The organism is Amycolatopsis sp. NPDC104775 (genome assembly GCF_055583325.1).
In genome coordinates this window covers 37413-60641 of sequence record NZ_JBVJOE010000015.1, presented here as the reverse complement: position 1 = coordinate 60641, position 23229 = coordinate 37413, and the positions used below count along the sequence as shown (strand labels likewise).

Here is a 23229-nt window from a genome sequence, read left to right as displayed (position 1 = left end):
TGGCGGAATCCGCCGGACCGGGTGAGGGCGGGGTCGCGGAGGGTGAGCAGTCCCGGCGTCAGGTCGGAGCCAGCCGGGCCCGGCGGATCCGGAGCGTCAGCAACGTCGTGACGACGCACCCGAGCCCCATGAACGCCACCATCGCCCGCGTCCCCGCGACCTCCGCGAGCGGCCCCAGCACCGCGGTCCCGACCGGGATCATCGCCCGGTCCGTGCTCGCGATGCCCATGATCCGGCCGAGCAGGCTGCCCGGCGCGCTCGCCTGCAGGGCCGCCCGGTTGGCGGTGCGGTAACACTGCCCGACGAGCCCGACCACCACCATCGTCGCTCCGGCTCCGATCGCGGCGGCCGTTCCCGTGAAGCCGCTCGGCACGAGGAGCACCAGCAGCGCGAAGCCGAGGAGCACCGCGCCGATCGCGGCCAGCCGGGCGGGGTTCGACGGCGGCCGCCTCGACATGGTCGTCGACGCGGCCAGCGCTCCGGCCGAGCCGCAAGTCAGCAGCAGGGCCGCAGTGCTTCCGTCGCCGTGGAAAAGATCCTTCGACAGCAGCGGCATCATTGCGGTGTAAGGGAAAGCGAACAGCATCGGCCCCATCGCGAGGGCGATCTGCCTGCGCATCGCCGGGTTCTGCCGGAGCAGCTGCCAGACCGACTCCGCGGGCGGTGAAGGGTCCGGGGACGGCGGTGCCGAAGCGGGATCCGGCAGCACGGTCAGGCAGCACAGGGCGACCAGCGTGCAGAAAGCGTTGAACCAGAACGCGATGGGGACCGAGCTGACCGCGAGCACGACCGCACCGGCCGCCGGGCCGAGCACCATCGCCCCGTTCAGGCAGGCGGAGTGCATCGCGATCACGGCGGTGAGCGGTCTCTGGCCGCGCAGCTGCGGCAGGAGGGTTTGTCTCAGCACGGGTTCGGCGCTGCCCGCTGAGGCTCGCGCGAACACCATCGCGCACACGAGCCACAGCGGGCCGCCAGCGGTGACGATCCAGGCGAGGCACAGGGTCGAGACGAAGAGCGCCACGCGCAGGCCCGCGAGAAGCCGACGTTTGTCGTAGCGGTCGGCGAGCCATCCGGCCGGCGCGGTGAACAGCAGGATGGGCGCGAGCCGCACCACGTTCACCGTCGCCAGCGCGGTGGCCGAACCGGTTTGCTCGACCACATACCAGTTCAGCGCCACGAGATCCGCGGTGTCGCCGATCCGGGAGGACAGCGTGCCGGCCAGGAACAGGCGCAGCGGCAGGCGTCCGGCAGCGCCCGCGGTCATGACACGGGATCGCCCGCGCCGTGCAGCGGATTGGCCTGCGGCAGGTAGATGTCGTGGTCGGCGGCCAGCAACCGCATGAGCCCGAACGCTTTCTGCGGAAGATGGGACGTCATCAGGAAGTCCACGTCCGCGGACGCCCTGGCGAGCAGGTGTTCGGGCAGACCGGCCAGCAGCTCGGTCATCTTCGCCCGGACCGTCGCCCACAGCTGTTCGCCGGGCAGGTCCCAGGTCGCCGCGAACATCGTCACCACGTGCGCGATGTTGGCCTGCAGCAACGCGTACGACACCTTCCGGCGGACGTGGTCGATGTCGTCGGCGAAGGTGATCGAATCGGGGTGCGGGGCGAACTCGAGGCCCGCCTCGCGCATCCGGCCCGGATGGACGCGGATCCCGCCGAAGTCGCGGACGAGGACCCGGACCGGCAGCCCGTCGCGCACCACCAGCAGCGTGTTCTGCAGATGGGCTTCCAGGCCGATGCCGTAGCGCCACAGCAGCGGGAGCCCCGCGGTCAGCATCAGATCCGCGTAGCGTTCGAAGAATTCGAGCGGGGCCGCGGTACCGGTCGACCGGGATGAGCGTTCCTGGACCAATTCCGCCAGCACGGTTCCGTCCGGATGCGCCGCTCCGCGCAACGCGCAGGCGGACAAGACGATCTCGCCTGGCATCGCGTAGTCGGCGGGATCTGCCCGCAGCAGCGCGGAAAGGCCGCGTTCCCGCGAGGCCGCGGCGTCGTTCTCCGGCGGGGAAAACGCGATCCCGGCCAGCTCCGGCACGCAGACGACCTTGCCGCGCGTGCTGGGGTCGTCCGCCAGGAGGCGTTGCAGGAGACAGCTCATCCGCGGGCCGTTGCCGGTGGTCGCGGGCGAGATCGTGCGCCGCCGCGAGGTGAGCTGGACGTCGAGCGAGGTCTTCACGGTCAGCCGCCGTCCGTGCCTTCCCGCGGCGGCGGTGACCAGGGTGCGCACCGAGACGGTCGGCCGGCACGCCAGCTGCGCTTCGGGAAGCGGGACGATGCCGCCCGTCGCCAGTTCTTCGGGGTACTCGGCGGCCAGCCGGCTCCGCAGCTGCCACGGGTGCACGGGAATCAGCTCGTACCCGGCGGGCGCGTGGCCGCGGGCGGCGAGCCCGTCGAAGGCACGCGCGGCGGTCGCGGGGAAATGGTCGGCCACGACCGCTCCGACCGACGCGCCCGACGGATCGGGCGTCGAGAACACGGAATCCTTGCGCACCGCGACAAAAGAGAGCCCTACGGTGTCGGCGCTCTCCGGGCAGTAAGCGAGAGAATCCGCTGGGGTGAAGCCGCGGCGGACCCGGGGGCTGAGGTGGATCGTGTGCCCTTCCGCGCAGACGGCGTCCAGGTCGAGCGCGAGGTCGGAGACGGCGCGCTGCTCGGCCGCCGCCGCGATCCGGTGCGGACGCGCGGCCAAGCGGTGCCGGACGCAGGCGCGGGACAGGGCGAGATTGCGCGCGGAGTCGACGAGATCGTCGCGCAGGGCGCCCCAATCCATCTCCCCGCCAGACGAGGCGACGGCGTCGACCAGCTGCTCGGGGCGTTCGAGCGCGCGGACTTCGACGCCGTCGCTGACCACGACCGGACTCACCACTTCGTTGACCCCGAACCCGTTTTCCCGCTCGCACACCGCGGCCAGGCGCCGTCCCGAGCGCAAGGTCACGCAGATCAGTCTTCCCGGATAGGTATCCAGCAGCGCGAGAACGCCCGGGGACACCGGCGGCGGCCCGTCCAGGGGAAGAACGGCTTCGGCAATCCGCTTGGCGGGCAACGATCTCCGTTCGCGCAGCAGCGCGCCGCAGGCCCCGTTGAGGGTGCTGAGCCGGGCCCCGGCGAGTTCGTCCAGCCAGGGCCGCACGAGTTCCGGCCGGCGCTCGCGCAGGCAGTCCAGCATTTCCCGTTCCGCGTCGTTGAGGTCCGGCGGGTCCGGCTCCGCGGCCGGCGCGGCGAGCGGATTCGGCCCCGCGACGTACTGCTGATCGGTGACGAGGTTCTTCAACCGCATGGTCAGCAATGCTTTGTGCTGCCACGGGCCGCTCAGCAACGCTTCGGCGTCCGCCCTGGCGTCCTCGGCCTCTTCCGGGCAGCAGGCGGACATGGCGAGCCGGTGGAACGCCTGCCGCGCGCACTCCCCCACCACTGGCCACAGGCTGTCTTCCGAACAGCCGGACGCGTTCGCGAGCTCGGCGACGAGTTCCCCGAGATGATGGCCGAAAAGCGGGTAGTACAGCTTGCCGCGGAGCGCCTCGGCGTCGCTCGCGAGCAGCGGCGAGCCGGGCAGGAACTCCCCGGACAGGGCACGCCGGGCGAGCCGGGATTCCAGCAGCCGCGCGGCGCCGAGATCCCGGAGCAGAACCCGGTGCGGCCACCGGTCTTTGAGCACGAGGACGGTGTTTTGCGGGTGGGGTTCGAGCGCGATGCCGTAGCGGACGAGCAGCGTCAGCACCGGCGGAACGCAGCGCTCTACGTGCGCGGCCAGCCATTGCTTCGCCACCTCGCTCAGCGGGCTGCCGGTGACCGACGCGGTCTCGGCGAGCAGGTCGTGGAGCAGGCTGGCGCCGGTCACCGGCGATTTCGCGAACAGCGCGGCGATCGGCATCGACAACTCGTCCGGGCCGAGCAGGTCTTCGCTGTCTTCCCGGAGGACGGCGGCCAGCGAACGACGCCGGGCCTGCGCGGTGGCGGCCCCGGCGTTTCGGTCGTCCGGCGGCACATACGCGACGCTCGCCAGTTCTCGCAGCACCGCGAACCGGGGGCGGCCGTCCGGGGTGGCGAGCGCCAGGTCCAGATCCGCGGCGACGATCTGTTCGAGCAGCGCGGACAGGCGCGGGCCGTTGTGCACGGCGGCGGGCGAGACCCCGCGGACGGCACTGGTGAGCTGCACTTCCAGCGCGGTTTTGACGTGCAGCCCGGTGCTCGCCGCCGTCTCGCGCGCCGCCAGGGTCCGGACCGAGATCAGCGGCCGCGCCGGGATCCGGGTCCGCAGCGGCACCACCGTGCCGTCGGCGAGCGCGCCGGCGTGCAGCACCGGCAAGGCGTGAAAACGCTGGTGCGGATGGACGGGAATCAGCACGCGCTGTTCGGGGATCAGCCCGGCCGCGCGCATCTCGACCGCCGCCGCGGCGACCGTTCGCGGAAAGCATTCGCTGAGCAATGCTTGCGCGGCGTCGAGGTCGTTCGCCCCGGCGGCGACGTCCCGGGAAACCGAGACCAGCGGCAGGCCGAACTCCGGGCCGAATTCCGGTGAATAGCGGACGATGTCCTCGGGCGACATCCCGGTTTTCATTTTCGCGACCGGATGCAGCGGATGCCCCTCGACGACCATTCGCTCGAACGGAATCAGCAGCGAACCTTCCTCGCCCGAATCGCGGAGCGCGGCGACGAGGGAGCCGAACGGACGGGTCGCGGGCGCGGCGCCGGAATCATCCCGCTCGCGCAGCTCGGCCGCGAACACGGCCGCGGCGGTCAAGGACAGTGCGTGAACGGCGATACTACTGGCGAGTTCGGCGCGCAGCCGCCGCCACGCGTCCCCCTCACCGGGACACAGCCGCTTCTCCGCGAGAAAATCCCACAGCAGCAACGGATCGGCGACCTCCTGGCCGTCGAGGCGCACCGGACCGGCCAGGACCAGCCGGCCGGTCTTCGTCGCCGGGCGCAGCCGCATTTCCAGGCCTCGTTCGCGGGCCGTTCCCGTGCTCAGCAGACCTTCGCGAACCACAGCGGAAAGCAGGCGGGACATTGTCGCCGCGCGGGCCTCGGGAAGACATTCAACGTATTTTCGGGAAATACCGGCAGGCGCGGCCGGTCCCCATTCTTCGAGGCAGTCGAATACGGCACGTTCTTCGGGAGAAAGGGCGTCTCCCGGCGGGGTGATGAAAGCATTTTCACTAACCTGGGCGGGGGAGGACATGGTCGATTATGGTGACGGTGCCAAGGTTAACCAGACAGGAACGTAGAGGTTAACAAAAGATGAACACACCTATCACAACCCGATAAACTCGGACATTCCCGCACTCGTTCGCGCCCCCCGCGCGGCCCGGTTGAGGACTCAACTGGAGCAGTGTCTCATACTTTGCCACGCCAATTAACTTTTCGTCCTTTCCCCGCCGCGAATCCGCCGATCGATTTCGCGGATCACGGCCAGGCTTCCGTATTCGGCGTTGGACAGCACCGCCACGTCGAGGTCTTCCGCGGGATAGCGGCGCGCGATGCCGCCGGCCCCGGCGTTGCCGCCGTCCTTGTAGTAGCTGCGCACCGAACCGTCCGGCGCCACCACGAATTCCAGCCCGAAACCGAACCACACGTCGCCGTCCTCGGCGTGGTGGTGCGGCACCTGCGGGGTGAGGAACTGTTCGGTTCCTTCGGCGGACAGGAGTTCGCCAGCGCGCAGGGCACGCAGGAACCGCACCAGGTCGGTCGCGGTGGCGTGCGCTCCGCCGTCGGGCGCGCCGATCGACGGATAGCTGAAGATGTTCTGCTCCCAGCCGACGATCCGCCCCGCGGCATCGGCGACCGGATCCCAGCCCTCGGCGACGTCCGGCGCCGCTTCCCGGCGGTCGTAGAAGCCCGACGCGGTCATGCCCGCCCGAGCGAAAACAGCGCTCCGGACGTGCTCGCGGTAGGCGGCTCCGGTGATTTCCTCGATCGCGAGGCCGACCAGCAGGTAGCCGGCGTTGCAGTACCGGCACCCCTCCCCCGGCGGGAAATTCGGTGGCTTGCCGGCGAAATTCGGCAGGTGGTCCCGCGTTCGCACGACCGAGTAGACCGGTTTGTCGGCCCACACCGCCGCATAGCTCTCGCCAGCTTCCTCGTCCGCGTCGTCGGCGATGCCGGAGGTGTGCGTGAGCAGCTGCCGCACGGTCACGCGCGGAGAGATCGCCGTACCGGTCAAGTCGACGATCTCGGTGATCGGCGTGTCCAGCTCCAGCCGTCCCTCGTCCACCAGCTGCAAAGCGGCCACCGCGGTGAAGAGCTTCGTGATGGACGCCGTGTCGAACCGCAGGGCGAGCCGGTTCGGCACCGCCCATCGACGGCTGGCCTGCCCGTACGCGCCGGAGAACACCGCCTTCTCGCCGCGGCAGATCAGCACCACGCCGGAGAACTCGCCGACAGCGGCTCGGGCGCTGAGCCAGCCGTCCAGGCCGGTGAAGGTCATGCTCCGAAAGTTAGCTCATCCCACCGTGACCACCCGCGCCCAATCCGGTGGCGTGTCCGGCCGGTAGGAGGGATCGTTTTCGTTCAGCCGGCTCTCGCGCGGGAACAGGCCCACCACCGTCCGGCACGGCGGTCTTGAGCTCGGCCAAGGGGTTTGGCCGTCGGTCAGTGCCACGATCACGTCGGGACGGGGCGTGCTTCGCAGTGCCGAGGCGAACCCGCTGCGCAGATCCGTGCCACCGCCTCCCAGCAAAGGAATTCCTTCGGCACGGCACAGCTGTTGCGTGGCATAAGCGGCGGCGTCGCACGACAGCACCGAGACAAGATCACGCCGGCCGCCGAGCGCGCGGACGATCGCGGCGATTTCGAGGATCGCGCTGCCCAGTTCGGCGTCGCTCACCGAAAGCGAGGTGTCGACGATGACGCACACCTGCGGCGGCCGGCGGCGCAGGCTCGGCAGGACGACGTTGGGCAGGCTGGCCGACCGGCGCGCGGGACGGCCGTAGACGTAATCCTCGCCCGCGCCGGAAACCGCGGACCGCAGCGCCGCGCCCAGCAGTTCCCGCCACGGCTGCGGCGGGTGGAACGCTTCCTCGGCCCAGCGTTTCCAGCCTGCCGGGACGTTGCCCGGATTTCCGGTGATGCCGTGCGCGACCCGGAAGCGGACCGCGTCTCGTTCCTGCTCGCTGAGCGCGTTCGCGCCGTCCGGGCCCAGGTCCCACTCGCGGTCCAAGCCGTCGGCGCCGCTGCCGCAGTCGAGCCAAGCGTAAGCGGCGGTGTAGGGGCCGAGCCGGAATTGGGCCAGGTATTCCTCCATCAGCTGCCCTTCGCGCAGCCTGAGCGTTTCCGGCTGGACCGCGCCCGCTGGCCGGGGAAGACCGTCGCCGAAGACATCGTCGTTGATTTCGCAATCCGCCGCGATGTTCATCCGCAACCGCTCCCCCGGCCCGGTCAGCTCGTGCCGCACGGCGTACCGGTCGCTGCGGCCGTGGTGGTCGCGCAGCAGGTGCGAGACCTCGTGGACCCAGACCCCGGCCAGTTCTTCCAGCGGCATCCGGTCTACGAAGCCCGGCGAAACGTAGCAGCGCCAATGCCGGTCCACGGCCATCGTCGGCACTCGCCGGGACTCCACCACGTGCAAGGCGAACAACGCCGTGGCCAGATACGGCCGTTGGCGGACGGCATACAGCCGCGCGGCGTAAAGCTTCTCCTCGTCCATCACTTCTCACCCGCGGAGTCCGCCCGCCGGGACAAGGACACCGCTCCGGCAAGGCGTTCGATCGCCCGCGGCACTTGCCAATCGTCGCGGCGCAGCGAGGCGAGCGTCGTCGCGGGCACGACGACCAGATCCGGCGCGCCGGTCTCCAGCGCCAGCACCAGCAGCGACCACGCCGCGTCCCACCGGGACTGTTCCGGGCGCTCGCGCACTGCCTCCACCACGCCGTCGAGCACGGTCTGGCGCAGGTCGCCGCGTTCGGGCAAGACCGCCGCGGCAGGGTCCGCGAGCAACGTTTCCGGGTCCGGCAGGTCCATCCGGTCCAGGCTGGCCAGCAATTCCAGACCGGGACCGTCCCCGACCGTGCCCCGCACCAGCATGGACAGCACTTCCCGCGAAACCTCCGCCGCGGTGGCGAAAGCGACCAGCCGCAGGGTCATTTCCCAACTGCGCGGAGAAGGCCACGGGCCGCCGCGGCGGGTTTCGCTTTTCGGCAGTTGATGCACGAGCGCGGGCCGGGTGGTCAGAAGTCCGCAGACCGCGCGGCGGGCGAACGTCACGGCCTCGGTCAGCAGCGCCGGATCCAGCTGGGGCAGCGCCGCTTTCGGCCAGGTCCCGCCGAGCCCGCGCACCACGACGTCGTGGTCGTGAGTCCACTGCAGGTGCACGAACCGGTTGGCCAGCGGCGGGCTCAGCTCCCAGCCGTCGGCCGCGGAGGAACGCGGGTTGGCCGCGCCCACGATCCGGACGCCCGGCGGAAGCCGCAGGGCGCCGACCCGCCGCTCGAGCACGACGCGCAACAGCGCGGCTTGGACGGCCGGCGGTGCGGTGGAAAGCTCGTCCAGGAACAGCAATCCCCGGCGCTGGCGGACCAGGCGCACGGCCCAGTCCGGCGGAGCCATCGGCACGCCCTGCGTCGCGGGATCGTCGCCGACCACCGGCAGGCCGGAGAAGTCGGACGGCTCGTGCACGCTGGCGATCACCGTGGTCAGCGGCAGTTCGAGCGTCTCGGCGAGGTGGTTCAGCGCGGCGGTCTTTCCAATGCCCGGCTCGCCCCACAGCAGCACCGGCAGATCGGCGGACACGGCCAGCGTCAGCGCTTCCAGCTGACTGTCCGGGCGCGGTTCGGTTTTCGTGTCGTCCAGCAGGGCGAGAAGCTCGCTGGCGACATCCAGCGGTCGGCGGGTTTCAGGCACGATTTCCATGACAGCAGACAGTTTTGGTCACCTCGGGGGTTGAGTAGGTTCAGTGGGAACGGGCGCGGCGGCGGGTGTCCGAAGTGGACCGAAGCGGTCCGGCACCGGCCAGCCCGGCCCGGTAGAGGCCGTGCGCGATCCGGCGGCGCGCCGCCGTTTCCAGTTCGTCGCGCAGAGCGCCGCTGCGCAGGAGCACGTCCGGGCCGAGCAGGCCCTCGACGATCGCGAGTGCCCCGGCGGCGTCTCCGTGATCGAGCCGGGCGCGGACGTCCACGAGATTTTCCGGAAACCGGTGCGCCTCGTCGATCGCCCGGCGACACGGAAGTTCCGCTCCGCCCAGCGCGCCCAGCAGTTCCTCGCGACGGATCTCGTCCGGATCGTGGTCCAGCGGGACGAGCACGCCGTTCACCACCCCGATCCGGTGGGTGGCGCCGCGGCACTCGACGAGGCGGGAAGTGCTTGCACCGTCCGAGATCCGGTCCGCGCTGGGCTGATGATCGGGCCGAAGTGCCGACGCGACAAGGGGATGCAGCTGGCCGACGTCGAGCAGCCCGGCGTGGAGCAGTTCCAGATCGGGCAGGACCCAGGTCGCGGCGTCAGGCAAGACCGGCATCGCACGGGTGCGGTCCCGGGTCGCCGCGCCCAGGTTGAGCGTCAGCCGGTGCCGGGAGGTGAGCCGTACGGAGACGAGGCCGCCCGCGTCCCCGTCGGCGCGCAGCAGCAACGCCGCCTCGGCCAGCCACCGGTCCACCGCGGCTGGAAACGCGCTGCCGTTGTCCGGGGGCCAGCGTCCCGACCGTTCCCGCAGCTCGCCCGCTCGGCGCACGTCCCACAGGTGGCGGTGCAGATCGAGGCGATAACGCCGGTCCGGACGGGGATGCGGGTGCAGACCGGCACCGCGCTGGGACGGCGACCACAGTGCGAGGCTGATCCGTTGCCCGGCATCGGCCCACGCCGGCGGTGTGCGCGCGACCAGGTGGATTTCGCCGTCCGGCGGACGGTACCGGGCCAGGGCCACCGTGAGCCCTGGCCGCAGCAGGCCGTCCGGGGCGATCCTCGGGAAATGCCAGCGAAGCAGGTCAGGGGCCAGATGCCGCAGATCGGCGCGGACCTGCGCGACCAGCTGACCGCCGTGGATCCGGCTTGCTGCGCGCAGATCGAAGTCCACGTCGACGCGGGCGGCGGCACAGGCTCCGGCCCAGTCGCCTGCCGTCCGGCGGGCGGTCGCTGACTCGATCATCGACGGCGGCACGGCGAACTCTCGCACGCGCGCCCAGGAAAGAAGGCGGGGATTCTCGTTCGCGGGGAATGGGTGCATCAGCACTCACCTGCGGCGAACGGAACCTCCGATCTGTTCGAGTAGGTGCTCATCACGGTCAGCGTAGCAGGATCGGCGCCGGACGCGGCAGAGCGCGGGTCCGGCGGACACGACGCGGGACCCCGGGCACAGTCGGCCCGAGGTCCCGGCGCTCGTGGTCACTTAGCCTTGTTCTTCACTTCTTTCGCTTTCCCCTTGAGCGACCCTTTGACGTCCTGCATCGGCGAATACGTCCCGTACAGCGCGGGGTCCGGCTTCGGCGCCGTGCCGGGGCCGCCGAGCGGCTTCGGGTCGGTGAGGTATTCGATGCCCTCCCCGCCGAAGCTCCAGCCCGCCTTCGCCCCGTCCGGGCCGTCGGACAGATGCCACACCGTGTTGTTGTGGTCCTGGTTTTCCTCGTCGAACAACGCCGTCGGCGCGATGTCGCTTTCCAGGCCGTCGGCCTTCAATTCCTCGATCGCGGCCAGCCACTGTTTCTGGTGCACCGTGTCGCGCGCGAGATTGAACTGCAGCATCGCTTTCACGCCCGGGTCGTCGGTCATCTGGTACAGCCGCGCGGTCTGCAGCCTGCCCTGCGCCTCGGCCGCCGCGTTCGCGCGGAAGTCGGCCAGCAGGTTGCCCGAGGCGACGATGTACTTGCCGTTCCACGGCGTGCCGTTCGAGTCGGCGGGCAGCGCGCCGCCGCCGGCCACGATCGCCTGCTGCGGGTCCATCCCGCCGATCACCGCGGCCATCACCGGGTCCTTCACCGCTTCCGCCGTCGCGGTCGCCGGCGCGCCCTCCAGCAGCCGCGCGACCATCGTGGCGAGCATTTCGACGTGCCCGATCTCCTCGGTCGCGGTGTCCATGATCAGGTCTTTGTACTTGCCCTCGATGCGGCAGTTCCAGCCCTGGAACAGATATTGCATGGTCACCGTCATCTCGCCGTACGCGCCGCCGATCAGCTCTTGGAGCTTGTGCGCGTACACCGGATCCGGCTTTTCGGGCTTCGCCTCGAACTGCAGCAGCTTGGTGTGTCGGAACATCAGCGTCCTTCCCGCGGATTCGAGCCGGGCGGGATTCCCGGCGAGTCCGGCCCGAGTGCCCGCGATCAGCCTTCCTACACACGGCAATCGGGGCGGGTTTTCACGGAGTCCGGCGGGGCAGCGGCTCGGTGGCCGGGCCTTCGAGCACGGTGCCGTCGACGTCGAACCGCGAACCATGGCACGGGCAATCCCAGCTGCGTTCCGCCGCGTTGAACCGCACGAAACAGCCGAGATGCGTGCAGCGCAGGGAAACCCCGTGCAACGTGCCCTCGCGGTCGCGGTAGACGCCCTTGCGGCCGTGGCCGTCCGCCAGCACCTTCGCCTGGTCCACGGCGATGTCGTCGGTGCTCTTCGCATCGGTGGGAGCGAGCCGGTCGCCGACGAAGTCCTTGGCCACCTTCGCGTTCTGCTGGACCAGCTTCGGCGCCGAGCGCAGCGAAATCCGCTGCGGGGAAAAGAGGTCCCGATGCGGATTGGCCGATCCGGTGATCCCGTCGGCTACCACGGCCGCCGCGGCGGTGCCCATCGCCAAGCCCCATTTGCCGAACCCGGTTTCGACCCACAGCTTGCGAGCGCCCGGGAAGTACGGCCCGGCGATCGGGATGCTGTCGTAGGCCTTCGGGTCCTGGGCGGACCACCGGTGCGTGACCGCGTCGACGTCGAAGTGACGCGCGGCGAACTCACCCAATTCGGTGTACCGCGCGAAGTCGACCGGGTCGCCCGCGGGATGGCCTTGGCCGCCGAGGATCAGCCGGTCCTCGTACGAGGCGAATGACCACAATGGACTCCCGGCGCTGATCGCGAGCTCCTGCGGCGGCTTGCCGGACTTCAAGGTCGCGGCCACGCAGTACGACCGCTGCACCTCCAACCGGGGAAAGAACAGCCCGCGGTCGAGGATCGGATAATGCGTCGCGACGACCACGTTTTCCGCGTCGAGCGCGCCGTTCTCGGTCGTGATGCGATACGGCGGAGTCGCGCTGACCTGCCGCACCCGGCTTTCCTCCAGCACGCGACCGCCTTCGGCCTCGACGGCGTCGGCGAGCCCGCGCACGTAGTCGGCCGGATGGAGGGCGAGCTGGCCGGGCAACCGCACCGCGCCGTGCACGGGCACCGGAAGGTCGAGCATGGTCGTCCATTCGACCGGCAGTCCGGCTTGCTTCGCCGCTTCGTACTCGGCCTGGACGGTGTCCACCTCGTCGGCGTTCATCGCGAACGTCGCGGCCGGCAGCCTGCGGAGCCCGCAGTCGATCGGTTCCGCCAGCTCCGCCACCAGTTCCACCCCGGCCAGCGCAACCTCGGCGTAGGCCGTCGCGGTGGCGGCATCGTGTTCGCGGGCCAGCGTCGAGTACACAGTGGACTGCAACGCGGTGACCTTGGCGGTGTTGTTGCCGCTGGCCCCTTCCGCGACGCGTCCCGCTTCGAGAACCGTCACGCGCACGCCTCGGCGGGCGAGCAGCAACGCGGTGGTCATCCCGGCGATGCCGCCGCCGATGACGGCGACCTCGGTGCGTTCCCGGCCGCGCAGGGACGAACGGCTGGTCGCCGAGCCGGTCGCGAGCCATAGGGACTGCTCTGCGGTAGTGGTCATCAGAGGCTCCGCCGGGTGGCCATCGGGAGGACGCCGAGCACGATCATCGCCACCGCCAACCCGAGGTGCAGCCAGTTGTCGGCGGTGTTGACCGGGATGAAGTTGGCCGAGCTGCCGTGGTCGATGATCAGCCCGTACACCCACAGCGCCAGGTAGATCACGCCGCCGACGACGAGGAAGCTCTGCGCCCCGCCGGGCGTGCGGGCCAGCAGGAGCCCCGCGACGCCGAAGGCCAAGTGGACGGCGTTGTGCAGGATCGACACGCTGAACAGCCCGAGCAGCAACGCGCCCGAATGGTGCCCGGCGCCCGCGAGCTGGTCGTAATGCGTGGTGACGCCCGGGATGAACCCGAGGATGCCGACGAGCAGGAACACCGCGCCCACGGCGGCGGCGACGAGCTGGCGCGGCGTGCGCCGCGCAACGGCAGTACTCATGTCCGGAGCCCTCCCTGAATCGCCCGCGCCGGTCCCGGCGCGGAGTTAGCCGGATAGCCGGTGCGGGGACGGGCAAACCTCCCGCTCGCCGTCTTCGCCGGTCCGGTGCGCATCCGGTGCGCGGATTCCGGTTTGAACCGGGCGGTCGCGGGCAACCGCGAGCATGCGGCTACGGCGGAGCGAGCTGTCCTCGCCAGGCATCAAACGGCAGCGGCGCGGCCGCGGTTTCCGGTACCTCGCGCCGGACGGCTCCCCGGTGACCGATCCGGAGGTCCTCGACCGCATCCGCGGCCTCGTCATCCCGCCCGCGTGGCGCCGGGTGTGGATCTGCCCGCATCCGACCGGGCACATCCAGGCCGTCGGGACCGACGACGCGGGCCGCCGCCAATACCTGTACCACTCCGAATGGCGGCGAGCGCGCGACGAGGAGAAACACGACCGGGTGCTCACGCTGGCGAAGGAGCTGCCGGACGTCCGCGCCGCCATCGACCAGGACCTGCACCGGCGGCGCCTCGATCGCCGACGCGTCTCGGCCGCCGCGCTGCGGATGATCGACCGGGGCGTGTTCCGCAGCGGCGGCGAGGAGTACGCCGAAACCAACGGCTCCCACGGCGCCACCACGCTGCTGCGCGAACACGTGAAAATCAGCGGCGACGAGCTGACCTTCTGCTACCCGGCCAAAAGCGGCCTCGTCCGCTCGCTGAGCATGCGCGACGGCGAACTCGCCACCGTGCTCAACTCGCTCCGCCGCAGCCGCACCGGCACCTCCCGCCTGTTCGTCTACCGCACCGGCGACGGCTGGCAGGAACTGCACGCCAGCGACGTCAACGAGCGGTTCAAGGAACTCGCGGGCGAGGAATTCACGGTGAAGGACCTGCGGACCTGGCACGCGACGGTGCTCGCCGCGGTCTCGCTCGCCGCCAAGGAGACGCCGACCTCGCAGCGTGGCCGGGCGCGAGCCGAATCCGCTGCGATGAAGGAGGTCGCGGAGGAACTCGGCAATACGCCTGCGGTCGCACGGCGTTCGTACGTCGACCCACGCGTATTGCGGGAATTCGAGCGCGACAACACGATTCGCCGCGCTCTTCGCAAGGCTGATGCTGACGGGCTCGTGGAGGAGGAGTTGCGGGCACGGATGGAGAAAGCGGTGATCCGGCTGTTGCGGCAGGCTTCCCGCAGGTGACCGCCGTGGTTTCTTCCCCCGGAGCAAGGCCCGCGGCCGAGAAGCGGGAACACCGGGCGGCACGCGATACTCAGCAGGATCGGAGCGTGCTCCATGCGTTGGGCGGGGTTCGTCAAACAGCCGGAGCGTCGCGGGGAATCGCTGGTACCAGTTGCCGTCTACCGGCCGAGGGCCACGAGCATCGCGTTCCGGAAGACGTCGCGGCTGAGCGTTGCCCGGAACGCCGGTCACCGGCAGGTGCCGATCGCTTCGAGAACCCGCTCCCGGTCGTCGGGCCGGAGATAGAGGTAGTGCCCCGCGTCGGCCAGGATTTCCACCTCGGCATGCGGGACGAGCCTGCGGAGATTCGCCGCGGCGGCGACCGGATCGTGCACGGCACTGCGGCCGCCGAACAACGCCAGCACCGGCGTCCGGATCGCGCGCAGGGCGTCGTCGGGCGGACAGGTCTGGAGCGGGATCCGGGCGCGATAGGCGCGGATCCCGGCGACGACCACTTGCGCGGCGGGCTGGCCGAATATGTCCTCGCCGGCTGACCAGGCCACGAAGCGCCGCCAGTCGCGGTCGCGGTTCAGCACCATCGCGGCGAGGGCACGTCGCTGGGCGGCGGCCGAGAACTTCGCGCTGACTGTCGTCGGGTCGAGCAGGCAGAGCGCGGCGAGCCGGTCCGGGGCGTGGATGGCCTGGTTGACCGCATGCCAACCACCAGTCGATCCGCCGACCAGGCAGACCTCGCTCAACCCTAGCCCGGCCAAGACGTCGTCGAGACCGAGCGCACGCTCGCGGATATCGGCGAACGGCCGGGTCTGCACGCTGCGCCCGGCCTCGCCGAGGGTGTCGACCGCGTAAACCGGACCGTCGAGCCCCGGAATGAGCGGCGCGTAACAGGCAGCGGTGGCCATGAGGCCCGGCAGAAGCACAATCGGACGCTCGCCGTCGCCGAAGCGGTAGACGCGAGTGGTCCCGTGGCGGCACGCGACGTCGAAAACCTCGTCAGGCTGGGGACAGTCGCGCATCGCCTGCTCGTAGACGGTGAAATAGCGTTGCCGCGCCTTAGGACTCTTGAACCGGCCGATCTTCTTCATGACCGGGACGCTATTCCCGGGCTCCCGGCCGGTCTTGGACAAAAGTAAGATAGCGAGATGGCGGAGTGGTCGCTCGTTGTCCCGCGCCGGGAGATCACGGCCTCGCGGGGACGACATGCCTTCGGGGTTTCCCGCGTCCCCGGCGTCCTGGACTACGCGGGCCACGAATTCCCGGATTCCGCCGAAATGCCTTGGCGGGTGACGCCGTTGGGCGCGATCACCGTGATCCTGGACTTCGAGCCGCCCGCCCGGTCGCTGCCGTCGTCACCGGTATTAGGACTGCGAGACCGCCCTCTGCTCGTGTCGCAGGCCGGGCCCGCGCGGGGAATCACGGTCGCGCTGACCCCGCCCGCCGCGCACGCGCTGTTCCGGCTGCCGCTACGCCTGCTGGCGAACGAGAGCCTCCCCGCGACCGACCTCCTCGGCCGCGACGCCGGCTTGCTCATCGAACGGCTCGCGTCCGCTCCCGACTGGACCGCGCGATTCGCCCTGCTCGACGACTTCCTGCTTCCCCGCGTGCTGTCCGGCCCGGCCTTGGCCCGCCCCGTCCACGCCGCATGGCGCCGCCTGACCGCCGCACCGGCCCGGGTGGACGCGGTGGCGGCCGAAATCGGCTGGACGCGGCAGCATCTGAACGTCCGTTTCCGCGAGCAGATCGGCCTTTCGCCCAGGACTGTCGGCCGGATCGCACGCCTGCACCGCGCGGTGTCCCGTCTCCCGGCGGCGCGGTCGTGGGCGGAGTTGGCGATCCGCTGCGGATACGCCGATCAATCCCACCTCAACCGCGATTTCCGCAGTCTCACCGGGTGCACTCCGACGGAATACCTTACGAACTAGGGCTCGACGCCTCGGTGAGCTGCTCCCGCAACGTGCTTAGCGTCCGGGCCAGCAACCGCGAAACCTGCATTTGCGACAGCCCGACCCGTTCGGCGATCTGGCTTTGGGTCATGTTCGAGAAAAACCGCATGACGAGAATCGCGCGTTCGCGTTCCGGCAGGCTTCGCAGCAGCGGTTTGAGCGTTTCCCGGTCTTCGAGCTTTTCGATTTCGGGGTCGTCGTCCCCGAGCGTGTCGGCCAGCGAGATCGAACCGCTGTCGTCGTGGGCCGGGTAGTCGATCGAGGAGGCCTGATAGGCGTTGCCGGCGTGCAGGGCTTCGGTGACCTCGTCGAGATCGAGGTCAAGATGGTCGGCGAGTTCGCGCGCGGTGGGCGCGCGGCCGAAGCGCTGGCCCAGTTCGGTGGCGGCCTGGCCGATCCTCAGGTGGAGTTCCTTGAGCCGGCGCGGGACCCGGATCGACCAGGTGTGGTCGCGGAAGTAGCGGCGGACCTCGCCCATCACCGTCGGGACGGCGAAGGCGACGAAATCCGTCTGGCGCGCCGGGTCGTAGCGGTCGACGGCGTTGATCAGGCCGATCCGCGCCACCTGCAGGAGGTCCTCGGACGGCTGGCCGCGCCGGGCGAAGCGCCGGGCGATGTGCTCGGCCAGCGGCAGGTGCTCCTCGATGAGGCGGCGGCGCAGCCGGGAATGCTCGTCGGTGTCCTCGGCGAGGCGGCTGATCTCCTCGAACAAGACCGCGCAGTGCCGGTAGTCGTCGCTGCGCCGGGTGCGGGTCATGGTCGCCGCGGTCATGCAGGTCCTCCTGACAGCCGAAGGGATCGTGACTCGGATAGTGCCCTGGTGCCCGTCGCGTAGCCGACACTCATCATCCTTAGTGGACAGTGCTCGGCGTCGCAAGGCGAGCGGACGCCGGGCCGGCGCGCTCCCCAGGAAGCCGAAGTGTCATGGCCAGCAGGTACCCGTTCGAGGACAAGATCAATCAGCCACCCACTCGAATGGGGGCTCAAGCCGTGCTGTGCTGACGCAGCAGAGCGGCGAGACCGGCGGAACTGCCCACGCAGCGCAGGGTTGGCGGCGTGAGCTGCCCGATGCGGTGATCGTCCTCACGCACCGCGGTGAGGAACCGGACAAGCTGCGCGGGCGGCGGAACGACGCTGGGGCCGCCGAGATAGCGGACGACGATGAGATCTTCGCCGGAATGGGTTTCGATCGCGGCCGCCCATCCGTGCACCTCGTCCCACAGGAGCGCGACGTCGCGGCCGGGGTAGCCCGGCAGCCGGTCGTCGAGGGCGAGGTACGCCGACAGCGGCGAGTCCTGGTCGACCGTGCAGGATTCCAGGCCGACCCCCAGTGCGCGCGCGACCTCGGCGAGGTAGTCGCGCAGCGCGGCGAGGACGGCGTGCGAATTGCCGGACGGCAGGTAGGGAGTTGTGGTCACGAGCGCCTTTCTCCAGAGGAATCGGTTTCCGGCCGCCGCCGTCCGCGCAGCGAGCGCCGGTCGGTGCGGCTGAGCACACCCGAGGTGTCGCGCGTCCAGTGGCCGCCGCGGGAATCGGTGAAGGACAGGCCCGGCACGGCAGCCGCCGAGTACAGGTCGTCCACCGGCAGGGCGTCCTCGCCGAACGGCAACGCGCGCACGGCGGTCGCCTTCGGCGGGATGATCGCGAACCGGACGCGGTGCGGTTCGTCCTCGTCCGGGCGGTGGACTTCCAGCGAGCAGTCGAACACCGGTGCGTCGCCGCTGTTGTGCGCGCACACGACGTAATCCTCGTCACGATCGTGCCGGGCGCCCTCGTCGAGCCACGCCGACACCGATTGCGCTTGCTGCTCCTGCCGGACTTCCGCTTGGTCCTTGCGGTTGAGCAGCATGATCCATACGTACGAGGCGAATCCGAGCAGCGAGCCCGCGCTTCCGATCGCGGATACCCACGTGGCGGTCAGTTGTGATCCCATTTCGCCTGGGGTTCCCCGAACCGGCCTCGGTAAACCTGCCCACACAGAGGTCTAGACCTCACCGGGCGTTCCGCTGTCCTCAATGGACAGCCAGCGCTCAGACCTTCAGCCAGCCCGGGTGAGCGCCCTTCCGCAAGGTGCGCCATTCGTCGGCGAACCTGTCCCGCAACATGCGCGCCGCAGCTTCGTCGCGGCCGTAGAGGAGACCGAAGGTGAAGGTGTTCTGGTTCTCGCTGAAACCGTCGATAGCGAAGTGCCGCAACGCTTCCCGGTCGACCACGCTGTCCTGGTGCTTGCCCAGCGTCTGCTGCACCGCCTTGACGTTCTTGCGCCAGGTACGCAGCTTCTTGCCGAACGCCGGGCGAACGGCGTCCGCGGCGTAACGGGCGCGCTTAGCCTTCTTCCGGACGTTGTGCAGCGCCTTCTCCAGCTCGGTGCCGCTGAGGCCCTCCGTCGCCGCGGTGGCGCGGTAAAGTTTGCGCGCGGTTTTGCGCAAGGGCTTCCGCAACGCCTTCTTGCCCACCGGCGGTACCGTGTCCACCAGCTCGGCGATCGACTGCAACAAGGTCAGATACCGGCTACTGGACAAGGCTTCCATCGCGCGAGCCAGCTCCGTCTGGGAGGTCCGGGCGAAGCGGCGGGCCAGGTATTGGCGCAGCGGTCCGAAAATCAGCTCGGACGGGACGTCGTCGAGACAGTCTTCGAGGCGGGCTTGGCTGACTTCCGCGTCGCGCGCGGGGGCCAGTTCGGCTCCCAGCCACTTCAATTCCGCCGCGATCGCGTCGGCCTTCTTCTTGCCTAGCAACGATTTGAACGTCTGGAGGGCGCTCCGCAGCTTCCGCGCCGCCACCCGCACCTGGTGCACCGAATCGTCTTCCCCGATCCGGAAACCCAAGTCGGCGCGGCGCAACCGCTCGAATTGCTCGGCCAGATACGCGGACAAGACGTCGCGGGAATCGTGCTCGTCCTCCGCGCTGGAACCCATCAGCCGTTCCAGTTTCGACGGCCACCAGGCGTTTTCCGCTCCCCGCTTCCGCAAGGACCGATCGACCCGGTCGAGCAGCTCCGGCCCGGCCTCGACTTCCAGTTCCCGCCAGCGGTCGAGCCGAACCGATTCTCCCCCCAGGACTTCGCCGGTGACGTGGTCGTCGGCCAGCGTCGCGAGAGTGCGGCCGGACGGGTCGGTCAAGCGGTGGGTGAACCGGTCGGTCCGCACCTGCGCGACCGGGCGCAGCTTCCGGCCGAGGGTGTACGCGCGGACCAGCGCCACCAGTTCGCCGGGCACTTTTGTTTCGTCGCCGAGCGGAAACCGCTGCTCCGGGCCGACGTCCGCGGAGAAAGGCAGTCTCAGGCTCCACCCGGCGTCGGTGCTTCTTCTCAACGTCAGTCCAGCTCTGGACAACCGGAAATCCTTGGTGTCGTAATAAACGGCCGCCAACGTCCGCGCGGCGGGAGCTTCCTGGGTGATCCCCTTCCCCGCCAATTGCGGCACCCGGGCGGTCAGGCTCAGCTCGTATTTGCGTTCGGATTCCGCGCTCTTCATTTCCGCTCCCTGATTCAGTCGTTTTCCGCCGCGCCCGCGACGGCCTCGGCGATCGCGGGGACCAACCCCTGGTCGAAAACGCTCGGCACGATGTGCTCCCGGTCGAGGTCGTCGCCGATCGTCCCGGCCAGCGCGTGCGAAGCCGCGAGCAGCATCCGCGCGGTCACCGTCGAGGCACCGGAGTCGAGCAGCCCGCGGAACATCCCCGGGAAGACGAGGACGTTGTTGATCTGGTTGGGCAGGTCGCTGCGCCCGGTCGCGACGATCTCCGCGTGCTCGCGCGCGGCGTCCGGGTCGGCTTCCGGATCCGGATTGGCCAGCGCGAACACGATTGCCCGGTCGGCCATGCGGGCGAGATCGTCGCCCTTGAGCAGGCCGCCGACGCTCACGCCAATGAACACGTCCGCGTCCTGCAACGCGTCTTGGAGACTCCCCCGCACCGCGTCACCGCGGTTGGTGTTTTCCGCGAGCCATTGCTTCTCGCCGGTCAGGTCGCGTTCGCCGTGCAGCGCGCCCTGGCTGTCGCAGACCACGATCCGCTCCGCGTCGAAATCCGCCTTCAACAGCAGCCGCGCGATGGCGGACCCGGCCGCGCCAGCGCCGGAGATCACCACCGAGGTGTCGCCGGGCGTGCGATCGGTCAGCTTCACCGCGTTGTGCAACGCGGCCAGCACGGCGATCGCGGTCCCGTGCTGGTCGTCGTGGAAGACGGGGATGTCCAGCTCGTCGTGCAGCTGCCGCTCCACCGTGAAGCACCGGGGCGCGGCGATGTCTTCCAGGTTGATCGCGCCGAAGGACGTCGCCAGGTCCTTGGCGGTGCGCACCAGGTCCTCCGGTTCGCGGCTGACCGGGCAGATCGGCCACGCGTCGACGTCGGCGAACCGTTTCAGCAGCGCCGCCTTGCCCTCCATCACCGGCAACGCGGCGGCCGGACCCTGGTCGCCGAGACCGAGCAGCGCGGACCCGTCGGAGACGATCGCGACGGAATTGCTCCGCACGGTTTCCCGCGCCAGTACCGACGGGTCCTCAGCGACGCGTTTGGCCAGCTCGGCGACGCCGGGCGTGTAGTGCTCGGCGAGATCGTCGGCGTCGTCGAGCCGCACCCGGGTGGTGACTTGGATCTTTCCGCGACTGCTCATGGCAGTCGGATACCCGGCCGCGCGGCGGCGGAATCGTGCTCAGCCGAGCATGAACGCCGTCCGGCTCGGTCGCCTGGGAACTCGTGACCAAGCGCCCGCATCCCCGCCGGGCCAGCTCGGCACTACGGGCCGCCCCGCAGCCCGCGTGCACCGCCGCACGCCCGGCGGAGCTGGCCGCGCAAGAACGCCCGCTGACCTCAGTCGAGCACGAACGCCGCGTCCGGCTCGGTCACCCGGAAGCTGAAACTCTCCTCCAGGTACAGCGTGAGCCTCTCCGCGTCGTGATGCCGGTACCCCACCGACAGGTCCTGCCCGAGCTCCAGCACGAAGTCCCCGCCGGACAGGCTCAGCACGACCGCCCCGGTCAGCCCCGGCGTCCGCTTCACCCGGCCGCCGCCGAGTGCGCGGCGCAGGTGGTCGAGCACGAGAAGGCCGCCGTGCTCGGTGCTCTCCACGATCGCCGTGTACCCCTCCGGGTTGATCGCCAGCGCGTACGGCCCCTCGATTCCGTTGCACCGCAACGTGTTCACCGCGTTGGCCACTACGTGCGGAAACCGTTCCGGGTCGGTGCCCAGCGTCCCGTGGTCGTACGGGCTCGCCTCCACGATCCCGGTGATCCCGGCGTCCGGCCAGCCGTGGAACACCGTGCGGTTCTCCAGCAGCCCCACCTGGGCGGCGGCTTGGTCGAGGTCGTCGAACTCCAGGTCGTCGGCTCCGCGTTCGGCGTCCTCCAGCTCCGCGCGCTCGACGGTGAACGGCACGCGCACCTCCACCAGCGGCAGCACCCGGCGCTGCCGCGCGAGGGTTTCGCGGTCCCGGGCCTTGTCCGGCGGTTCGATGCGCCGGGTCCGGCCCAGGGAGGTGGCCGAATGCGGCCAGCCGTGCGGGCCTTCGACGTCGACCATCTTGCGGGCCGCCAGGTGCGTGGTCAGCCGCTCCCGCGCCTCGTCGTCGATCTGCTTCCAGCCTTCGGCCGGGATCGGCGCGAGCTCGCGCATCAGGTGGTTCATCGTGCTCCCTTCAAGCCGCCGATGCCCAGCGACCCGTCGTCCGGCGGGTTCTTCCCGGCTTTGCGCTCCTGCTCCGCGACGTACCGCTCCGGGTCGACGTCCCCGGTGTCGATGCCCTTGCCGCCCTTGTGCTCGGCCTTGAAGGCGAGGAACTTCCGGCCGAGCTCCTCGCGCAGGCCCGGGTCGGCGTGCTGGCGGAAGTCGGCGAGCGCGTCGTCCTCTTCCTCGGCCATGTGCTCGCTGTTGGCGGTGCGGGCCTGCCGGACCGCCGCGAGCCAGGCCGCGCTGCCCGGCGGGTGCCTGCGGGTTTCGGCGACGGCGTCGCGGATCTCGTTGTGGTCGCCGACCGCGTCGAGCGTCTCGTCCTCGGCGTCGGCGCCGCGCTGGATCAGCTCGGGGTAGAAGACCGCTTCCTCGGCCGCCGCGTGCAGGTCCAGCAGGTCGGCCAGCGGCTCCCACGCCCGCGCCAGCTCGTCCGGCCCGTCGAGGTCGTCCAGTGCCGCGAACGCCCGCCGGAACCGTTCGTGATCGTCGAGGATCAGGCTGGTGATGTCGGTCATGGCCCCCGACGTTAGCTCCCCCGGCGGCGGCGCGCCCGTTGTGTTTGCGCGAGGCTCGTTGCGGGTAACGGATTCCGATGGTCGCGCGTCACGAACCGGGAGCCGAACCGCCGGACACCACCAGTCTCGACAAGCTTCGCCAAGCCGCCAGCGAGTGCCGAGGCTGCGGCCTCTACCGCGACGCCACCACGACCGTTTTCGGCGTGGGCGGCAAGGGCGCGGAGATCTTCGCCCTCGGCGAGCAGCCCGGCGACCAGGAGGACCGGCACGGCGAGCCGTTCGTCGGCCCGGCCGGAAAACTGCTCGACCGAGCTCTCGGCGACGCGGGCCTGGACCGCGATTCGCTGTACGTGACCAACGCGGTCAAGCATTTCAAGTTCCAGCTTCGCGGCAAACGCCGGATCCACGAAAAACCGGCGCGCTCCGAGGTCGTAGCGTGCCGTCCGTGGCTGGTGGCCGAGTTGCGGGCCGTTCAGCCGCGGCTCGTGCTGCTGCTCGGCGCGACAGCGGCGCAATCGGTGTACGGCAGCAGTTTCCGGCTCACCCGGCATCGCGGCGAGCAGCTTGATCCACCGGAAGAGTTCGCCGGCATGTTCGCCAAAGCGGTCGCCACCGTGCATCCGTCCGCGGTGCTGCGCGCGCCGGACCGGGACACCGCCTACGACGAGTTCGTCGCCGATCTGCGCGGTCTCTGACCCGCGGACGTTTGCCCGCCC

General features: G+C 70.2%; 20 protein-coding genes. 3 read left to right on the top strand and 17 right to left on the bottom strand.

Annotated elements, in window-relative coordinates:
• Positions 1-58: 58 nt before the first annotated feature.
• From ACZ63D_RS40110 to ACZ63D_RS40070, 9 genes are all read right to left on the bottom strand, one after another.
• Positions 59-1264, bottom strand: a complete 1206-nt coding sequence (locus ACZ63D_RS40110; RefSeq protein ID WP_465359562.1) for an MFS transporter — start codon at positions 1262-1264, stop codon at positions 59-61.
• Positions 1261-4938, bottom strand: a complete 3678-nt coding sequence (locus ACZ63D_RS40105) for an IucA/IucC family protein (protein WP_465359561.1) — start codon at positions 4936-4938, stop codon at positions 1261-1263. Before ACZ63D_RS40105 ends, ACZ63D_RS40110 begins: the two co-directional genes overlap by 4 nt.
• Positions 4939-5358: 420 nt before the next feature.
• Positions 5359-6429, bottom strand: coding sequence for a serine hydrolase domain-containing protein (locus tag ACZ63D_RS40100; RefSeq protein WP_465359560.1), 1071 nt, complete (start codon positions 6427-6429; stop codon positions 5359-5361).
• 15 nt (positions 6430-6444) lie between these two features.
• Entirely contained in the window at positions 6445-7647 is a 1203-nt protein-coding gene (locus ACZ63D_RS40095) for a vWA domain-containing protein (RefSeq protein ID WP_465359559.1), read from the bottom strand.
• Entirely contained in the window at positions 7647-8849 is a 1203-nt protein-coding gene (locus ACZ63D_RS40090; RefSeq protein ID WP_465359558.1) for an AAA family ATPase, read from the bottom strand. The genes ACZ63D_RS40095 and ACZ63D_RS40090 overlap by 1 nt, the downstream gene beginning before the upstream one ends.
• A gap of 40 nt (positions 8850-8889) precedes the next feature.
• Positions 8890-10158, bottom strand: a complete 1269-nt coding sequence (locus ACZ63D_RS40085) for a hypothetical protein (RefSeq protein ID WP_465359557.1) — start codon at positions 10156-10158, stop codon at positions 8890-8892.
• Positions 10159-10316: 158 nt separating this feature from the next.
• Complete coding sequence (locus ACZ63D_RS40080; RefSeq protein ID WP_465359556.1) at positions 10317-11183, bottom strand: manganese catalase; 867 nt, start codon at positions 11181-11183, stop codon at positions 10317-10319.
• 100 nt (positions 11184-11283) lie between these two features.
• Positions 11284-12771, bottom strand: coding sequence for an FAD-dependent oxidoreductase (locus tag ACZ63D_RS40075; protein WP_465359555.1), 1488 nt, complete (start codon positions 12769-12771; stop codon positions 11284-11286).
• Positions 12771-13205 (bottom strand): DUF4383 domain-containing protein, encoded by a 435-nt coding sequence (locus ACZ63D_RS40070; RefSeq protein ID WP_465359554.1) that lies wholly within the window; start codon positions 13203-13205, stop codon positions 12771-12773. The genes ACZ63D_RS40075 and ACZ63D_RS40070 overlap by 1 nt, the downstream gene beginning before the upstream one ends.
• A gap of 163 nt (positions 13206-13368) precedes the next feature.
• On the opposite strand from ACZ63D_RS40070, the gene ACZ63D_RS40065 reads away from it, so the two are divergent.
• On the top strand, positions 13369-14388 hold the full coding sequence (locus tag ACZ63D_RS40065) for a DNA topoisomerase IB (protein WP_465359553.1): 1020 nt from the start codon (positions 13369-13371) through the stop codon (positions 14386-14388).
• A 227-nt stretch (positions 14389-14615) separates the two neighbouring features.
• On the opposite strand, the gene ACZ63D_RS40060 is transcribed toward ACZ63D_RS40065, so the two are convergent.
• A complete protein-coding gene (locus ACZ63D_RS40060) occupies positions 14616-15470 on the bottom strand; it encodes an alpha/beta fold hydrolase (protein ID WP_465359552.1) in 855 nt (284 codons plus the stop codon).
• Between the two features lie 57 nt (positions 15471-15527).
• On the opposite strand from ACZ63D_RS40060, the gene ACZ63D_RS40055 reads away from it, so the two are divergent.
• The gene (locus ACZ63D_RS40055) at positions 15528-16307 is read left to right on the top strand and encodes a helix-turn-helix domain-containing protein (protein ID WP_465359551.1); all 780 of its coding nucleotides are present in this window, start codon (positions 15528-15530) and stop codon (positions 16305-16307) included.
• Here the strand turns inward: ACZ63D_RS40055 and ACZ63D_RS40050 are convergent.
• From ACZ63D_RS40050 to ACZ63D_RS40020, 7 genes are all read right to left on the bottom strand, one after another.
• Complete coding sequence (locus ACZ63D_RS40050) at positions 16297-17100, bottom strand: SigB/SigF/SigG family RNA polymerase sigma factor (RefSeq protein ID WP_465359550.1); 804 nt, start codon at positions 17098-17100, stop codon at positions 16297-16299. The two genes, ACZ63D_RS40055 and ACZ63D_RS40050, sit on opposite strands and share 11 nt — an antisense overlap.
• Before the next feature lie 211 nt (positions 17101-17311).
• Positions 17312-17746 carry a DUF6292 family protein gene (locus ACZ63D_RS40045; RefSeq protein ID WP_465359549.1) on the bottom strand — a complete coding sequence of 145 codons (435 nt, stop codon included), beginning with the start codon at positions 17744-17746 and terminating at the stop codon, positions 17312-17314.
• Complete coding sequence (locus ACZ63D_RS40040) at positions 17743-18261, bottom strand: hypothetical protein (RefSeq protein WP_465359548.1); 519 nt, start codon at positions 18259-18261, stop codon at positions 17743-17745. The genes ACZ63D_RS40045 and ACZ63D_RS40040 overlap by 4 nt, the downstream gene beginning before the upstream one ends.
• 97 nt (positions 18262-18358) lie before the next feature.
• The gene (locus tag ACZ63D_RS40035) at positions 18359-19804 is read right to left on the bottom strand and encodes a CYTH and CHAD domain-containing protein (protein WP_465359547.1); all 1446 of its coding nucleotides are present in this window, start codon (positions 19802-19804) and stop codon (positions 18359-18361) included.
• A 14-nt stretch (positions 19805-19818) separates the two neighbouring features.
• Positions 19819-20943 carry an NAD(P)-dependent malic enzyme gene (locus ACZ63D_RS40030; RefSeq protein ID WP_465359546.1) on the bottom strand — a complete coding sequence of 375 codons (1125 nt, stop codon included), beginning with the start codon at positions 20941-20943 and terminating at the stop codon, positions 19819-19821.
• 197 nt (positions 20944-21140) lie between these two features.
• Positions 21141-21953: a family 1 encapsulin nanocompartment shell protein gene (locus tag ACZ63D_RS40025; protein WP_465359545.1), complete on the bottom strand. Its 813-nt coding sequence runs from the start codon at positions 21951-21953 to the stop codon at positions 21141-21143.
• Positions 21950-22513 (bottom strand): hemerythrin domain-containing protein, encoded by a 564-nt coding sequence (locus ACZ63D_RS40020; protein ID WP_465359544.1) that lies wholly within the window; start codon positions 22511-22513, stop codon positions 21950-21952. Before ACZ63D_RS40020 ends, ACZ63D_RS40025 begins: the two co-directional genes overlap by 4 nt.
• Positions 22514-22590: 77 nt before the next feature.
• On the opposite strand from ACZ63D_RS40020, the gene ACZ63D_RS40015 reads away from it, so the two are divergent.
• On the top strand, positions 22591-23208 hold the full coding sequence (locus ACZ63D_RS40015; RefSeq protein ID WP_465359543.1) for a UdgX family uracil-DNA binding protein: 618 nt from the start codon (positions 22591-22593) through the stop codon (positions 23206-23208).
• The last annotated feature ends 21 nt before the right edge of the window (positions 23209-23229 follow it).

What these genes read in the sequence shown, in the direction of transcription:
- ACZ63D_RS40050 (WP_465359550.1), bottom strand. Translation starts at nt 17,100, where the DNA reads ATGACCGCGGCGACCATGACCCGCACCCGGCGCAGCGACGACTACCGG.
- ACZ63D_RS40090 (WP_465359558.1), bottom strand. Translation starts at nt 8,849, where the DNA reads ATGGAAATCGTGCCTGAAACCCGCCGACCGCTGGATGTCGCCAGCGAG.
- ACZ63D_RS40105 (WP_465359561.1), bottom strand. Translation starts at nt 4,938, where the DNA reads ATGCGGCTGCGCCCGGCGACGAAGACCGGCCGGCTGGTCCTGGCCGGT.
- ACZ63D_RS40095 (WP_465359559.1), bottom strand. Translation starts at nt 7,647, where the DNA reads ATGGACGAGGAGAAGCTTTACGCCGCGCGGCTGTATGCCGTCCGCCAA.
- ACZ63D_RS40030 (WP_465359546.1), bottom strand. Translation starts at nt 20,943, where the DNA reads ATGAGCAGTCGCGGAAAGATCCAAGTCACCACCCGGGTGCGGCTCGAC.
- ACZ63D_RS40040 (WP_465359548.1), bottom strand. Translation starts at nt 18,261, where the DNA reads ATGGGATCACAACTGACCGCCACGTGGGTATCCGCGATCGGAAGCGCG.
- ACZ63D_RS40110 (WP_465359562.1), bottom strand. Translation starts at nt 1,264, where the DNA reads ATGACCGCGGGCGCTGCCGGACGCCTGCCGCTGCGCCTGTTCCTGGCC.
- ACZ63D_RS40085 (WP_465359557.1), bottom strand. Translation starts at nt 10,158, where the DNA reads ATGCACCCATTCCCCGCGAACGAGAATCCCCGCCTTCTTTCCTGGGCG.
- ACZ63D_RS40055 (WP_465359551.1), top strand. Translation starts at nt 15,528, where the DNA reads ATGGCGGAGTGGTCGCTCGTTGTCCCGCGCCGGGAGATCACGGCCTCG.
- ACZ63D_RS40020 (WP_465359544.1), bottom strand. Translation starts at nt 22,513, where the DNA reads ATGACCGACATCACCAGCCTGATCCTCGACGATCACGAACGGTTCCGG.
- ACZ63D_RS40080 (WP_465359556.1), bottom strand. Translation starts at nt 11,183, where the DNA reads ATGTTCCGACACACCAAGCTGCTGCAGTTCGAGGCGAAGCCCGAAAAG.
- ACZ63D_RS40060 (WP_465359552.1), bottom strand. Translation starts at nt 15,470, where the DNA reads ATGAAGAAGATCGGCCGGTTCAAGAGTCCTAAGGCGCGGCAACGCTAT.
- ACZ63D_RS40070 (WP_465359554.1), bottom strand. Translation starts at nt 13,205, where the DNA reads ATGAGTACTGCCGTTGCGCGGCGCACGCCGCGCCAGCTCGTCGCCGCC.
- ACZ63D_RS40015 (WP_465359543.1), top strand. Translation starts at nt 22,591, where the DNA reads ATGGTCGCGCGTCACGAACCGGGAGCCGAACCGCCGGACACCACCAGT.
- ACZ63D_RS40025 (WP_465359545.1), bottom strand. Translation starts at nt 21,953, where the DNA reads ATGAACCACCTGATGCGCGAGCTCGCGCCGATCCCGGCCGAAGGCTGG.
- ACZ63D_RS40100 (WP_465359560.1), bottom strand. Translation starts at nt 6,429, where the DNA reads ATGACCTTCACCGGCCTGGACGGCTGGCTCAGCGCCCGAGCCGCTGTC.
- ACZ63D_RS40075 (WP_465359555.1), bottom strand. Translation starts at nt 12,771, where the DNA reads ATGACCACTACCGCAGAGCAGTCCCTATGGCTCGCGACCGGCTCGGCG.
- ACZ63D_RS40065 (WP_465359553.1), top strand. Translation starts at nt 13,369, where the DNA reads ATGCGGCTACGGCGGAGCGAGCTGTCCTCGCCAGGCATCAAACGGCAG.
- ACZ63D_RS40035 (WP_465359547.1), bottom strand. Translation starts at nt 19,804, where the DNA reads ATGAAGAGCGCGGAATCCGAACGCAAATACGAGCTGAGCCTGACCGCC.